The organism is Alteromonas sp. WD8-37, assembly GCF_055326825.1.
In genome coordinates this window covers 732,460-747,132 of record NZ_JBUZOV010000002.1, presented here as the reverse complement: position 1 = coordinate 747,132, position 14,673 = coordinate 732,460, and the positions used below count along the sequence as shown (strand labels likewise).

At 41.2% G+C, this 14,673-nt stretch carries 11 protein-coding genes, 1 tRNA gene and 2 pseudogenes; all 14 read right to left on the bottom strand.

Annotated elements, in window-relative coordinates; genetic code table 11:
* Positions 1–24: 24 nt before the first annotated feature.
* The 14 genes and pseudogenes from tnpC to nadA all read right to left on the bottom strand — a co-directional run bounded on the left by tnpC (position 25) and on the right by nadA (position 14,514).
* Positions 25–1,251 (bottom strand): annotated as a pseudogene (tnpC, locus tag ACTUJZ_RS08745) (IS66 family transposase).
* A 14-nt stretch (positions 1,252–1,265) separates the two neighbouring features.
* A pseudogene (locus tag ACTUJZ_RS08740) lies at positions 1,266–2,057 on the bottom strand (IS30 family transposase); the annotation flags it as partial.
* A 1,659-nt stretch (positions 2,058–3,716) separates the two neighbouring features.
* On the bottom strand, positions 3,717–3,989 hold the full coding sequence (locus tag ACTUJZ_RS08735; protein WP_463635946.1) for a serine O-acetyltransferase: 273 nt from the start codon (positions 3,987–3,989) through the stop codon (positions 3,717–3,719).
* A 155-nt stretch (positions 3,990–4,144) separates the two neighbouring features.
* A complete protein-coding gene (locus ACTUJZ_RS08730; protein ID WP_463635903.1) occupies positions 4,145–4,636 on the bottom strand; it encodes a glycosyltransferase in 492 nt (163 codons plus the stop codon).
* Positions 4,633–5,085, bottom strand: a complete 453-nt coding sequence (locus ACTUJZ_RS08725; RefSeq protein WP_463635902.1) for a hypothetical protein — start codon at positions 5,083–5,085, stop codon at positions 4,633–4,635. The genes ACTUJZ_RS08730 and ACTUJZ_RS08725 overlap by 4 nt, the downstream gene beginning before the upstream one ends.
* Positions 5,082–6,131, bottom strand: a complete 1,050-nt coding sequence (locus ACTUJZ_RS08720) for a glycosyltransferase family 4 protein (protein WP_463635901.1) — start codon at positions 6,129–6,131, stop codon at positions 5,082–5,084. Before ACTUJZ_RS08720 ends, ACTUJZ_RS08725 begins: the two co-directional genes overlap by 4 nt.
* A complete protein-coding gene (locus ACTUJZ_RS08715) occupies positions 6,124–7,029 on the bottom strand; it encodes a sulfotransferase domain-containing protein (RefSeq protein WP_463635900.1) in 906 nt (301 codons plus the stop codon). The genes ACTUJZ_RS08720 and ACTUJZ_RS08715 overlap by 8 nt, the downstream gene beginning before the upstream one ends.
* On the bottom strand, positions 7,022–8,188 hold the full coding sequence (locus tag ACTUJZ_RS08710) for a hypothetical protein (protein ID WP_463635898.1): 1,167 nt from the start codon (positions 8,186–8,188) through the stop codon (positions 7,022–7,024). Before ACTUJZ_RS08710 ends, ACTUJZ_RS08715 begins: the two co-directional genes overlap by 8 nt.
* Positions 8,189–8,205: 17 nt before the next feature.
* A complete protein-coding gene (locus ACTUJZ_RS08705) occupies positions 8,206–9,297 on the bottom strand; it encodes a nucleotidyltransferase family protein (RefSeq protein WP_463635897.1) in 1,092 nt (363 codons plus the stop codon).
* 23 nt (positions 9,298–9,320) lie between these two features.
* Positions 9,321–10,724, bottom strand: coding sequence for an undecaprenyl-phosphate glucose phosphotransferase (locus ACTUJZ_RS08700; protein WP_463635896.1), 1,404 nt, complete (start codon positions 10,722–10,724; stop codon positions 9,321–9,323).
* A gap of 59 nt (positions 10,725–10,783) precedes the next feature.
* Positions 10,784–11,770: a hypothetical protein gene (locus ACTUJZ_RS08695; protein WP_463635895.1), complete on the bottom strand. Its 987-nt coding sequence runs from the start codon at positions 11,768–11,770 to the stop codon at positions 10,784–10,786.
* Positions 11,771–12,552: 782 nt separating this feature from the next.
* Positions 12,553–12,756 carry a DUF6538 domain-containing protein gene (locus tag ACTUJZ_RS08690; RefSeq protein WP_463635894.1) on the bottom strand — a complete coding sequence of 68 codons (204 nt, stop codon included), beginning with the start codon at positions 12,754–12,756 and terminating at the stop codon, positions 12,553–12,555.
* A gap of 509 nt (positions 12,757–13,265) precedes the next feature.
* Positions 13,266–13,356: transfer RNA gene (locus tag ACTUJZ_RS08685), tRNA-Ser, on the bottom strand.
* A 99-nt stretch (positions 13,357–13,455) separates the two neighbouring features.
* Positions 13,456–14,514 (bottom strand): quinolinate synthase NadA, encoded by a 1,059-nt coding sequence (gene nadA, locus ACTUJZ_RS08680; protein ID WP_463635893.1) that lies wholly within the window; start codon positions 14,512–14,514, stop codon positions 13,456–13,458.
* Between the last annotated feature and the right edge of the window lie 159 nt (positions 14,515–14,673).

Genomic DNA, 14,673 nt, shown 5'->3' with positions numbered 1-14,673 from the left:
ATGTTAAACGTCAGGTGATCCCACCTAACGTCTGACAAACCGCCATGGTGGTAGCTGCTCGATATTCATATCTGGCTGGCTAAACAACTCCAGGCTGTCCATGACATACTCGAAGACGTTCAGATCGTTAGCTTTCGCCGTTCCGATGATGCTGTAGAGGATGTCGCTGGCATCGACACCGGTGGCGGTCTGGCTGCGCAGCCAGTTTTTTCTGCCAATGACGAACGGTTTGATTGCTCGTTCCGCGCGGGTGTTGTCGATGGCAAAGTGTCCATCGAGTGTGTAACGAACCAATTTATGCCAATTTATGCCATTGGTTCAGGTAGTACTGTATTGCCTCACCGAGTTTTGTTTTCGGTAACACCTGTTGAACTGATTTTGTTAGTCAGGTTTCAAGCTGATTCAGCAGTGGCAGACTTTTTTCTGTCGTTGCGCATAGCGATTTGCCGCCGTTTCTTCTTTTAACTGTATTTCTACACGGTAGAATTTCTGGATGTGGCTCAGTGCCCAATCTGCTTTACCACTGCCTTTATTTCCAGCCCCTTTTTTCGTCTCCATGAACTTGCTTCTGGCATGGGGCCAGCAGCCCACTAATGTGGCCTGCGTTTGCTCATAGCCCTGATAGCCATCCACTTGCAGGTAACCGTGATAACCGCCAAGGAAGTTCACGGTACATTGCCCGGCACGACTATTGTGATAATCGTAAAGCACGATATTGGGAATAGCTGAACCACTTGTTGCTGCCTGGAGTGAATCCGCGCCAGTGGCATATAACCACAAGTAGCTGGTCGATTTATCTGAATCGACAACCTTTAGTGTGGTTTCATCCGCCTGGATAACCGGTTGCTGTAGCAGGTGCTGATGAAGCTGGTCGTAGAGCGGTTTAAATAACTCTGCGCAGCGGATTATCCAGTCAACCAAGGTCTTGCGGCTTATTTCGATACCGTGTTGTTTGAACATGGCTTCCTGCCGGTAGAGCTGTAAACCATACTGGTATTTGCTGGTGATTACCTGACTCAACAGGCTCGGCGTTGCATAGCCTTTGCGGATAACACGGTGCGGCACCGGCGCTCGTTTGACCGTGTTGCTGATGCCATCTTTTCCGCAGGGACGGCACGCATACTTCGGGCGTAGAAGCTCAATCATTTTAACCTGAGCAGGGATAAACTGAAGCTTCTCAGATTGATCCTCGCCAATGCAGTGCAATGTGCGTGCGCAGCAATCACACGCGAATTCAACTCCGAAGTGCACCACTCGCTAAAATAAGCTGTCTTTCTTAATTCGTCGAACACGACGGCTGGCTGTTTCAATCCCAGACACTTTCTTGGCCTTGTATTCAGAACACGCTCAACATCTGTTATTTGCTTGGCTGTCACCGTCCTTAAGTCTGTGCCTTTACGAATGTATTGCCGCAGTAGCCCGTTAAAGTTTTCGTTCAGCCCTCGCTCCCATGACGAATATGGATTGGCGAAGTAAATATCCGTTTTCAACTTCTCTGCAACCAGGCTGACTATTGCCCCTGTTCCCTGTTTCACTAATACGGTATCGGCTTCCCAGTCACCAAATCGTTGATTCTTATCAACTATGGCAGGACGGCGCTCAATACCAATCCGATTCGGAATAATAACGCGCTTCGCTCTGCTACCTTTTCGGTATTTCCGGCGACCATGTCACAATTGCTTATACAACTTACCGCCTCGCAGTTTGAATCGCTGTAAGTAGCCGAAAATCCACTCATGACTGACTGGATGACCAATGATCTTGCCTACACCTGCAATTTACCCAGGACTTCATTTCTGACCCAACCCGAACTCAATAAACGTTATTGTGAGTGCGTGGATGCTGTACTTAGCAGCCTGACCTCGTTGCTTAATTGTCCTAGCATGGGCAACTTCAGGCAGGTAATGATTGTCCCGAATTCTGTTGCGACGTACTTCACGGCTAATAGTACTGTGACTGACTTTAAGCCGCTTCCCAATTTCCCGATAACTGAAACCCTCGCGTAAGTAGGCTTCAATCTGATATCGTAGCCCTTCGATCAACTGCTCGTAACTCATGGTAATACTCTTCTTTTTTGGCGATTAAAGAGTACCACCAACAGGCAGTTTATCCCTCCTCACCGTTTAACCATGAGTGGTGCATTCATTATCTAAATTCGGGCGCGCTTAACGTAAACAAATTTTTTGTTGGGCGTTGAAGCCGGATGTCACTGCGTCTGGCGTAAAAAGTCTAGATACTTATCTTATGTTAACGACAAAATACCATCGCCGACAATCCGCTCTGTTCCTGAAGTTCGAAAAGCTCAAGGGAGGTATTTATGCCTCGTCGTTGATATCGCATGCATGTTCTCCTTTTTAAAAGGACAACATGCAGGAACTACGTTAGTTTTTGAATGTGGGGCTTATCGGACGCTTACGGTAAATCAGTAAGCAAGCGTATTAAGAATGGGGCCAGCTATTTGTTCGAAATAAAATCAGTTGAACTGTTGTTTTTGATGAAAGGGTCACACATTCTCTAGCTATCGTTGGTTGCCAAATAATTTTCCATTCGAATATCGTGCTGTCGAAGTCTCCTTTGATATAAGTAAAGAAAAGATTAGGTAACTTATAAAAGCAGACAAAAATAGTGAGATTATAGCCCCATAAAACATATAATTAGATATAAAGAAATACTGCGTTAACAAGCTTAAGAAAAGTATGGAAGATTGATAGTACGATAACAATTTAAACTCTGAGCTTGATATTAAAAACCATTGTTTAGAGTAGGACAGAAATCTAAATGCTAAAACTAACATGAGAAAGAGTATAGGAATATAAAGTTCAAGTGCGACACGACCAAAAAATGTCAAAAGAAATACCTCTCCAAGGAAAAACCACCCTATTGCTAGAGATATAGAAAACAAAAACGATAACCTAATAAAAATGTTTAACTTTCTCATTTTAATTAATGTAGTGTCAGATTTGTTTAAATTAAAATTCAGAGCCGTCATAAAAATCATATATGACATATTGTATATTTGGTACGCAATCGAGAAAAGCCCAAGTGTGTAAGTGTTAGTCAATAACCCTAACAACAATCTTACTCCATTTACTTGCAGGTTCATCATCGACAAATTAATCCCAGCCGGCATTAGCCTCAAAATCAATTTTTTTGTTCCCTTTGAATTTCCACTACGTGATAGGCCAATTAGATTGCTAAAGTCTAGAATCAAGAAAGTGAGAATAGATGCTCCAGCATACACAAAAAGAGCTTGATGAAAGTTCATGAAAAAAGACGCGCATATCAATGTCAATGAATTTACGATATACCTGTTGTACTGCGATAAAAACATTGTTTTTAGTTGATAGTTTCTTTGATAGGAAGACCACATTAATTCTGCGAAAGACTCAGTTGCCCTAACAACCATAAGACTGCAGGCGGGTAAGAGTAAACTTGTATCAACAACTATGAAAACAAGACTACTAGATAATACTGTTAACCCAACCCCTACCATGGTTAATAATAGATAATTAAAAAATGTTAATTCTGAACTATCCTCTAATACATAAGTATTTCTTATACCGAAAGAGTATAGCACTGCAAAAAAAATCAAAACCGAGTTGATGAGGCTGAATTCCCCGAGCTCAGAAATTCCAAAATTAAGAGTAAGTATTGAGATCACAGCGAATTGTGAAGCCGCTTGAACCAGCTTACTTGAAGCACCAAGTATACTTAACTTAAATAGCATTGTTGGTGTCAACGATTTTCGCTGGAATTCCTACTACCGTGGCATTCGACGGAACATCTTCCAACACAACACTATTCGCACCGATTACAACATTGTCCCCTATGTTAACAGGCCCTATTATCTTTACTCCGGTCGCTATGTAACAGTTGTTTCCGATGGATGGAGCCCCGGAAATCCCCTTCCCCTTTCCACCGAGAGTTACACATGTCCCAATAACACAATCGTTTCCTATGACTGAGGACTTATGTATAACAACAGACATTCCTCGATGAGAACAAAAAGTGCCTTCCCCTAAAACCGCACTAGCCGGTATTGAACAATTGAAAATTAAATAGTTGATAGCTTCTAGAAATCTAGAAACGAGAGGGATTCGCCTGACCCACTTATTGGAATAAATAGAATGTAAAAAAACTGCGTTTAAATACATTTACCTGCCTCAGCTAATAATTTTTTAAAGTTATTTATCGTAGTTGTCGGAGCATAACGACTAAACTGTTGTCTTGACTTTTGAATTCGTATGCTAGAAATTATGCTACTTAGTTCTTCCGAGGTCTCAAAAACGTGGCAGTTATTAAAACATTTAAACTTTTCTGCTGTTCCCACCTGGTGATCGTTTCTGTGCTCTGAATACCTAGAAAGGCGAGCCATCATTGCTATATGCTTACTATGTGCTAGCGAAGTTAAAATTGACCCCATACCTGCATGAGAAATAACACATGTAGAATCTTCCAAAATTTCATTAAACTGCCGAATAGTGAGTGTTTCGGTATATTCAAAGTTTCTTGGTAAAAATTTAGACCTTCCGATCTGACCAAAGACTTTTAATTCACCATTAATCGCACATAGCTCATCGACAACTTTAACTAATCTCTCGAAGGGTAGTTGAGTACCTACTGTTAAAAAAATCATAGCACAGCTCCTATATATTTAATTCCCTCATTCTCTGCGACATTTTCCCACTGTGAGAAACACAATGGTGTTAATTTTTTTGCTATCTTTCCTGAGACAGAAAGTTTATGTGTATTAGCTATACTATCTAGCCATATAACTTTCTTTCTAAAAACTTTCCCCCACAGTATCGAGAGTAAGCCGGGAGCTGCTCCTGTAGAAACAACAATATCAGGCTTACTTTTTAGAACTACCTTCAAGGTTTCGAAAAAACATCTTAGTAATTTTAATTTTGTTTGCATATTACAATCAGTCAGATTGTAGTATTCAAAGTCAACATCTAAACTGCAAGGCTCCGAAGAGGTTGAAGCAACGATAATATGATATTCTTCAAACGCAGGTAGCAATCTAAGTAGTTGGACTAGATGACCACCATTTGATGCTACGACCAAAAGTTTCGATTTCTTCATAATGCCTCCGAGTAGACAGATTGTAGTTTCGGTATAATTACCTGCGGAGAAAATGAAGTTTTAAAGGTTTTTTCTCCTTTATTACCGAGCAAAGAGCGATTCTTGGGCTCCAAGCTCAGTTTCAATCGAATAAGAAGTTCTTCATCATTTCCAGGCTCTATAATATAACCGTTGATTCCATCATGTATTAACTCTGGGATTCCTCCAACTTTTGTTGAAATTACACATTTGCCCAAACTCATCGCTTCAAGCAGGACCATTGGTAAACCTTCGTTATAAGAAGGGAGCACTACTGAATCAGCCATATTTAGTAGTTCCACCTTTTGTTTACCTTTAACCCAACCCCAAAAATGAACGTTCGTATTTATACCATATGAATTTGCAAGCTCTTTGGCTTTCTCTACTTGTCCCCCTCCACACACGTGCAGTTGAGCGGAAGGTTGTTCTTGAAGTAATTTACTAAAAACCCTAATGAGATCGAAAATCCCTTTTCTGTTACCAATCTCCCCCATGAATACGAAGCTAACGGAACTAGAGTCTGAGAAACTACGAGTTTTAGGAATAGGTTTTACAAAGTTATTTAGTATAATAACTTTTTTAGGCTTACAAATTTTAAGTATAAAATCTTCCCAGCTTTTGGATAAAACGAGAACGCATTCACTTAGCTCAAAAACTCTTCGAATAAGAAATTTAACCAACAGTGGACTAAATTCATAGAAACTCTTAAACTCTGAGCCATGCAAATGAATGATAACTTTTGCCTGCGAAAACCTAAGAACTAAAGTAAAAATAAACTTTCTGAAAAAACTTCCCTTCATTGCCATGTGTATATGAAACAGCTTTGTTCCTGACATTCTAATAAAGATAACTTGAAAGAGTGCTTTTATAAAAACAAAGAGATTTCGAGATTTAGAACCTTCTACGTGACTGACAACCCATTTATGAGAATAGTTTTTGTAAACACCGGTTGAAAAATAGTTCTCAACAACAGTCCTAATACCACCGTTAGCGCCAGTACTAATAGTAACAACTTTAGGTTTATCCATAAAAACTTGCCCATTTTTCGCCAATTCCAAAATTGTCTTTCAAGAAATCAACATCTGGTTGATAAAATTCAACTAGCCTTTCGAAGTTTAAAGGATTAAGAGTATCCGTCGCTTGCTTTTTGGAGCCATTTACTTTCCTATAAGCGTTGACTATACCTCTTTTAATTTTAGGGCGTTTTCTAAAATAAGGCTCTAGACTTTTGTTAACACTCATAATCAATTTATGTAAAGCAGCATTTCTATATTGAAAAGTTCGATTTGCAGCATGAAATTCATAAGAATGAAAATAGCTACTATCTATATCTAACCATTGACAGATATTTGAAACGGTCTCATGCGGTTTATCTTTTAAATCTTGAAAGTCAATGAGAAGTACCTTTTCGCTGCTAAAACGTAAAAATTTCTCTAAATTATTTTTGTAGGAACCAGCAGGAAGAACATTAAGGAACCAGTCAGACGAAAATTGTGTGTCAGACAAACTAATTTTATTATTTAAATAATCAAAACATTGATCGACATAAAAATTTACATCCATACTTTTTGGTATATAAAGCTTACTTTTATGGAAATTAAAACTTGATAGGAGTCGTTCTATTGGATCCCTTAGAACAAAACAAAAATAAGGATGCACCTGTAAGGTAACACAATTATCTATCACTTCATCAGCAAGCCCGAGGTATCCTGGAGAGGATTCTAGACAGAATGATTTTTGCACTCTTTCTTTATCAAACAAAGATAAATAATCATTCAAATTTGGCGAGCTACTTCTTAAATAGTCGGTCTCCTTAACCTTTGAACAAGAAATTTCTGGATGTAGGGTAAAATATTCGAAGAGCGATGTTGTACCGGCTTTCTCCGTTCCACCTATTATAAAAAAACTGATTTCGTCATTAGGCATTTTTTAGTAAATTCCTATTGTAATTATTAAGCGATGCTTCAGAAACCATTAACAAGCAAAGCACAAGATAGTATGTGTATGCAGGTAACAGGCGATACATAATTCCATTACTCAAGATGCCTGAAATAACAAGTGCAATAACAAAGGATTTGCTTGCTGAAGATTTACATATTTTAAAAACTGAAATTACAAATACGACTATCAAAAGAAGACCTATAACTCCTAATTCAATCATCGTTTGAATAAAGTTATTGTGAGAGTCTTTTTCACCCCACCAATTTTCTACCTCTATGTAGTCTGCACCGAAGCCTTTACCAAAAAGAAATTCTCTGACCGTATACCTAGACAACATATCTATTTTTACTTGCCACATTACCAGACGTCCAGACGAGATAGAGTTCCAGTCAATGTCGGTAAAAGCTAACATGAATATAGCTATCAAAGGGACAGACAAAAACGCCAATAATTTAGGATAAATTTTTTCATGTTCAAATAAAAGCAAAAAAACAAAAAAGCCTAATATCATCACAATTGGTGTTCTTATTCCCCATCCTGAAAAAAGCATATAAGAACTAAATAGCAGAAAAATAATTAATGCCTGGCGATTGAAACCATAAATTTTATAAATAAAATATAAGCCTAGCGATGAAACACAAAGAATATAAGCCGATTTATGAAGGCCACTGAAATATGTAGGTAGCTTTATCTCAAAATGATTATATGTATCCGGTAAAAAGAAAATGCCAATAAACGCGAGAAAAAATATAAATAAAAAAATTCTGACCGTTACAGTGGCATACTGTTTAGATTTACCTTTAAACGAAGTTAGTAATGCGTAAAAAAATAGTACAGGCAGAACAAATCTAGAATAATATATTACAGTCGATATAAGTTTGTTGTGAATAAGCCCGTTAATTATTATATAAATACTATACAAAACGACAATTACTAAAGGAAACCACTCAGCCTGACTCAGCCGATTACAATTCAATAAAATTAGTATGGAACCCAATGTTAGTATAAGAAAATCTAGCGAATAGTTAACACCTACTAAAACGTCGAACTGAACTGTTACCGATAGTGCTATTTTTATAATAAATACAAATAACATTAGAAATAATAAAATTTCACGCTTAATATTAATAAACTTTATAGTCATAAAGCACCTATGTATTATTATTTCGCTTTTAAATTTCGGCGAAAGAAAATCGATGCACTTTTAATCGCGTAAGTAAATTGCGCTTTAAATAACTTCATACTGAATGAACGATGAAATAAGTATTGCAACATTAATTTATATAAAGCACCTTTATCTACCTTTTTATATATAAATTTAATAATGTTAATCCGAGTAGAGTATGTTTTCTTTGATGTGCTAATTACATTACAGTTAAATATTTCGCTGTACGCATTCGACATAAAAATTAGAGCAACATCAAGCCGATATTTATATGCAAGTTGTAACAGCTTCTTCTGATCATAATCTTCTCTACCAAGAAGCATATTTAAATCTACTAAGTTATGGCCATAGAAATCAAAATCTTTGAATGAGTTTATTGCTGTTATGAGTATTGAGTATGTGCAGTTAAAAATATAAACATCGCGATACTTTTCGCTGTAATATGGATGCGGCACTACATTATTCCATAGGTCATCGACTTCTATTTCAAAGTAAAAGGGATGAATTACATTAAAATGAAGATCTAGAGGAGGAACTCCTAGTTTCGTCTTACTAATAAATGACACCTCATAGACGTTATCAAAAACCCCGCTATTTTTTTTTGGAACGCAATCTAATATTTCTTCTAATAAAGAATGCGCTCGGCTCATGTCTTTTTCACGAATCAATATGTCGATATCAGAACTTATACGAGGTGATTCACTAGTATACAACCAATGTGAAAAACCTGTACCTTTTAAAAGAACTAGCGGGATATTTTCTTTCGACATCTTGTTTAGTATTTCATTTAATAAAAGCTCCTTAGCAGAGTCTCTGAGGAGTGCTTCCTTAGTTCTTTTAATCAAATAATCTTGCGAATCTTGAGTTAAGTATTTTAATAGCCCTAAGTCTTTGGACTGTTGCAACAATAATGGAAAAAAACGCCAAATTAATGACCCATACTTGGAAACTTTATTTAATGAAGAAATTGCTTCACTTCGTCTAAATTCATTTTCAATAGGCGCCGTCAAAGTTGCAATTTTTAATAAATCAAAATATGCCGCGTCTTTTTCACAACACACTTTATCTCTATGATTAATAAATTCCATGGAGCTTCACAACTTTCATTAAATTAATACGCATTCTTACCAACAAATCCTTTAACCAACGTCATCAACAAAATCTTAAAGTCCATCCACAATGACCAATTCCTAATATAATCCAAGTCATATTCAATCCGCTTTTTCATCTTATCGACCGTTTCCGTTTCACCACGCCATCCATTTACTTGCGCCCAACCGGTAATACCCGGCTTCACTTTGTGGCGCAGCATGTAAAAATCGACCATCTTCCGGTACTCTTCATTGTGAGCGACGGCATGCGGTCTGGGTCCTATTACTGACATATCCCCTTTCAGCACATTTATGAATTGCGGCAGTTCATCTAGTGAGGTTTTTCTAAGAAACGCGCCGAAAGGCGTTATACGCGCATCATTCTTTCTCGCCTGGGTAACCACATCGCTGTTTTCTGTTACCGTCATCGAGCGAAACTTCCACATTTTGATGCGTTTTCCGTTCAGGCCGTAGCGGTCCTGCTTAAAGATCACTGGCCCTTTCGATGTCAGCTTGATGCCTATTGCGATGCAAAGCATGGGGATTGCGATAACCGACAGAATGATGGTGGAAAGTACAATGTCTTCGAAGCGCTTAAGTGTGGCGGCGCCGCCGGACATGGGGTTGTTGTACACGCTTAAGGTTTGGATGTTACCCACGTGTGACATGGAGGTTTGCATCATTGAAAACATGAAGAAGTTTGGAATTAGCTGAACATCGGCAGTGGTATCGCCAAGGCGAAACAAAATATCACGAATGCGGGCTTCGGCTTTCATTGGTAGCGCAATGAAAATGGTGTCGTACTCATCGTTCTTTGCTGCCTGCACGCCGTCTTCAATGCTTCCTTTTAATTGGTTCAAAAAAGGAGAATCTAAGCGGTCTTTACTGCGGTCGTCATAAAACGCGGCTACTCTATAGCCTGTTTCTTTACGGTAGTTAATTTCATGGGCCAGTCTGACACCGGTTTCCGACACCCCGAAAATGGCCACGCTTCGCGTATTATGGCCTTTCAGTCGCATTTTGGTAAGAAGTATGCCAAACACAGAGCGCCAGGTGATAAGTACCACCGCGGCAATACCGAACCAAAGGGCTAACGAGAGCCGCGAATATTCCGTCGACGTTTTTGAAAAAAACAGAAATACCATCACCACTGAAATGGCTACGCCCCAGGAAAGAAACGTATAAAACACCAGTTGTTTGAAAAAACCCGCCCGCCAGCTTCGGTAAAGTGAGTTTGATTCGGCCGCGATGGCAAACGTGATATTGGCTACCAGGCTGAGAAGAAGGTAGTTTTCGTCAAAATCGATACCACGTATTAGCAATGCCAGGGTGAGAGAGGCATGAATAACCAACAAATCAACCAGCCGATAAGCGGCTGCAAACGTATTGACATTATTTTTGACAAAACCGGTGTGGTTCGCCATCGATATTCTTCCCTGATCGATGCAGGTCACAATTGTGACCTAAAAAGTTGTAAATCAATTTACTGGTTAGCAAACCACTGTGATGCGGTCTGCAATCCTTGAATCCCTGACGGGTAAGTTAGCTCACTTACCCTGACTCGCTGCGCAACCTCGGCAAGGTGCATTAATCGCTCGTCTTCTATTGCTAAGGGGCGATAGACCTCGCCCAATATCGTATTTTTTAAAAGCGCCATTACGGCTTCTGAACCGCTTAGCGTACGCGCTTTGACTGCGCTTTCTTTTTGTTTTGTATTTTTTTTGGCTTTTCTTATATTGCCTGTATCTACATCATCCACTCGATTCAACAGGACGATGTCGGTCAGGCGCTTGCTTTCACTATTGCCTGTTTGCCTATTTAACGAAACAAGTTGTTTATGAAATGCGTCGTGTACCTTTTCGCGCTTTGTATTCAGCGCTTGGCTTTTGCCTATATGTTCGATGCTGTCAGGCCACAAACGCATAACTGGCCAGCTCGGAAAGATTTCATAGCCACCGTTGTTGCTATGTAATGCAACCATATCATCGGTAAGTAAGTCATATCCCTGTTGCATCAATGCACCAGAGAGCGTCGACTTACCTGTACCGCTAGGCGCGATCAGCACCACCGTGCGACCATCTTTGGTGAGTGCATTGCCATGCAAACAAACCGTGCCCTGCAGCTCCAGCCACAATGCCAGCCCCATCGACTGGAAGTAATGGCTTGCCGACGTGCCGCCCGATTGCCAGTCGATATTGAACCGATCACCTTCAATGTGAAACGTGCCCTTACCCTGACAATCGATTTTTAGGGTATACCCCTTGTCACTTTTATACAATGCTGTTTGTGTTTGAAAGCGCTGACCTTGTTGCCGGCCCTGCCAAAGCAATTTAGCACCGGCACCTTCACACGGCCCTTCTACCACATGCAGTTCATGCTTCAGTTTAAGAGCATCACACCAGGGCCTGCACACAACACCGTGCAAAGGCCGCTCGAACCAATTACATGCTGAACGCTGACCTTTATTCAAGGCCATATTCTCGATTATCACTTGTTTTGAAGACCATTCCTTTGAAGTCGAATTTTACCGGGTGCGTTGCGCGCCCACAGTTTCCATACTTTGACTTTGCCTGAACTTAGCACGGTTCATGCCAGACTTACTTTTTCATTATTTTACACAAATTTAGCGGAATGGTGAAAATATTTCCGAATCCGGTGATCTTTTTATTGTAAAAAAAACCGACACTGGAACGTGTATTTTTTATTCAATGAGACAATTCCAAACGCTAACCGGCTATCTAGAGTCTGGAACGTATTCAAACCGAATCTGGCATAGGGCCATTAACGTCCTACGGGTGAATATATTTTTTCAATGAACTTAGCGCTACTTCGGCCTGACAGTAACGGTGACATTGTGTAGCCATACTGCCAACGGACGTACGTCACCAACAGAATATGACAGGCAGCATTCTAAGTGCATAGAAAGTGTCTAGGAGAGTCAGGCCTTAGCAAAGTGATGTACGTAGGGGTAGAAGGCCTTGGCTAACTCGATGTAAGTGGAGCTGCAATGAGCTACTGAAATACCTTCAATACCCTGTTGGGCATCGATATGCTCGCTAAGATCTTCTGCGAGTTCCTTATGGTCTTCCACTGTGGTTCTTACCCATTCTGAGCTGCAAATACTTAAGGTGTCTGATAACCCCATGTAATGAAAGAGATACTGACCATCTGCCCATTCAGGTATCTTGGACAGTATGAGGCTAAAAATCCCCTGTGGACTCCATCTGGTCCTTTAGCCGCTTGTACCAACGCTCAGCTATCCACCACACAGTCTCTTACGGACAGCAAGAGGCTTGAAGCGCTAGTGGTGCCCTGTCTGGCAAGCTCAATGTCACTTTGCGCATTCGCCAGATGTTCGATGAAAGAACGCTTGGCTTCAGCAAGGCTTTTGGTCTTGAGGGAAGTTTTAAATTCCCGCTTGTTGAAAACGGAAACGAGGTCTTTGGGAACCGCCATCCTGAATTAGTAGACGCCGGTCTTTTTATCTTTGAAAGGTGCAGCCATTCTGCTCATTTGTACCACCACTTTGTACAAGTTGATGGTGAATTAAATTTGATAGGCGAGATAAAAAATTACGTAATAGAGACATGGGTGCATGGTGTGGTCCATTACGGGATTAATTAAAAAACGCCAGAGCGTTTTTGACCCTACGGGCTTCGCGGCAAAGCCGCTCGTTGCAAGTTGCTCAGTCGCAACTTGTCGAACCGAAGGGTTCAAATTAAATCCTCTACTTTCCTGCAGATACGAAAAAGCCCGCACCGTGCCGAAGTCAGGAGTGGTTGGCGTGGTCAGGCTACGGGATTAATCAAAAACGCTCGTGCGTTTTTGACCCTCCGGGCTTCGCGGCAAAGCCGCTCGTTGCAAGTTGCTCAGTCGCAACTTGTCGAACCGAAGAGTTCAAATCAAATCCTCTGCTTTCCTGCAGATACGAAAAAGCCCGCACGATGTGCGGGCTTTTTCGTATCTGGCGGAGAGAGAGGGATTCGAACCCTCGATACGCTATTAACGTATACACACTTTCCAGGCGTGCGCCTTCAGCCACTCAGCCATCTCTCCGGAATTGCGCTGCGTTTTATTGCAGAGCGCGCGTATATTAGGGAATCTGGCGGTATGAATCAAGAACTCGTGCAAAAAAAAGCGAGAAACGCCTAATAATTAGGCGTTTGCAGTTTGCGCTTTAAGCTTTGCTGAAAAGTCCAACATTCTGTCCAGTGGGATAAGTGCTTTGCGGCGCAGTTCATCACCCACAAAGATCTCATGCTCTGTACTGCCCTCAGTCAGCGCATTGTGAATCGCCTCTAAGCCATTCATCGCCATCCACGGGCAATGAGCACAGCTTTTACAGGTAGCGCCGTTGCCGCCGGTGGGCGCTTCGATAAACGTCTTGCCCGGGGTCAGCTGCTGCATCTTGTAAAAGATGCCTTTATCAGTGGCCACAATAAATGTTTCGTTGTCCATTTCCTGTGAGGCTTTGATCAACTGACTGGTGGAACCTACCGCATCGGCCATATCTACTACAGACGCTGGGGATTCCGGGTGCACTAAAATAGCAGCATCGGGATACAGAGCTTTCATGTCGGCCAGTTTTTGCGCCGAGAACTCGTCGTGCACAATACACTCGCCCTGCCACATCAACATGTCAGCGCCAGTCTGTTTGGCAATGTACGAACCCAGGTGGCGGTCCGGCCCCCAGATAATCTTTTTGCCCTGCTCGTCCAGGTGTTCAATAATTTCCAGCGCAATGCTGGACGTCACCACCCAGTCTGCGCGCGCCTTTACTGCTGCAGAGGTGTTGGCATACACCACCACGGTATGGTCGGGGTGAGCATCACAAAACTCGGTAAATTCTTTTTCCGGGCAACCTATATCCAGTGAGCAAGTGGCTTCAAGCGTGGGCATTAGCACAGTTTTTTCCGGGCTGAGAATTTTAGCGGTCTCGCCCATAAAACGGACACCGGCCACAATCAGCGTTTGCTCTTCAGCATCACGGCCAAATCTAGCCATCTCCAGCGAGTCGGCTACACAGCCACCGGTTTCTTCGGCCAGCGCCTGAATCTCCGGGTCGGTGTAATAGTGAGCCACCAGGGTTGCATTGTTCTGTTTAAGCAACGCTTTGATTTGAGTTTTTAATTCATCCTTGCGGGCCGCCGATAAAACAGGAGGCTTGGCAGGGAACGGATAATCTACTTGTTCTACGCGAAATGCGACTGTCATAACATACTGACCTGACTTAGACGACAGCAAAAACGGGCGCAAAGTATACCCGACTGTCGCGAAGAATTCATATTTTTGAAATAGTGCTGAAACACGATATTTCAAGGTTAATGGCAGTGCTGTTTACGGCCTGCTGCAGACAAAGATTGCTTATAGGCT

What these genes read in the sequence shown, in the direction of transcription:
- ACTUJZ_RS08735 (WP_463635946.1), bottom strand. Translation starts at nt 3,989, where the DNA reads ATGTCTGTTGTTATACATAAGTCCTCAGTCATAGGAAACGATTGTGTT.
- ACTUJZ_RS08730 (WP_463635903.1), bottom strand. Translation starts at nt 4,636, where the DNA reads ATGATTTTTTTAACAGTAGGTACTCAACTACCCTTCGAGAGATTAGTT.
- ACTUJZ_RS08725 (WP_463635902.1), bottom strand. Translation starts at nt 5,085, where the DNA reads ATGAAGAAATCGAAACTTTTGGTCGTAGCATCAAATGGTGGTCATCTA.
- ACTUJZ_RS08720 (WP_463635901.1), bottom strand. Translation starts at nt 6,131, where the DNA reads ATGGATAAACCTAAAGTTGTTACTATTAGTACTGGCGCTAACGGTGGT.
- ACTUJZ_RS08715 (WP_463635900.1), bottom strand. Translation starts at nt 7,029, where the DNA reads ATGCCTAATGACGAAATCAGTTTTTTTATAATAGGTGGAACGGAGAAA.
- ACTUJZ_RS08710 (WP_463635898.1), bottom strand. Translation starts at nt 8,188, where the DNA reads ATGACTATAAAGTTTATTAATATTAAGCGTGAAATTTTATTATTTCTA.
- ACTUJZ_RS08705 (WP_463635897.1), bottom strand. Translation starts at nt 9,297, where the DNA reads ATGGAATTTATTAATCATAGAGATAAAGTGTGTTGTGAAAAAGACGCG.
- ACTUJZ_RS08700 (WP_463635896.1), bottom strand. Translation starts at nt 10,724, where the DNA reads ATGGCGAACCACACCGGTTTTGTCAAAAATAATGTCAATACGTTTGCA.
- ACTUJZ_RS08690 (WP_463635894.1), bottom strand. Translation starts at nt 12,756, where the DNA reads ATGGCGGTTCCCAAAGACCTCGTTTCCGTTTTCAACAAGCGGGAATTT.
- nadA (WP_463635893.1), bottom strand. Translation starts at nt 14,514, where the DNA reads ATGACAGTCGCATTTCGCGTAGAACAAGTAGATTATCCGTTCCCTGCC.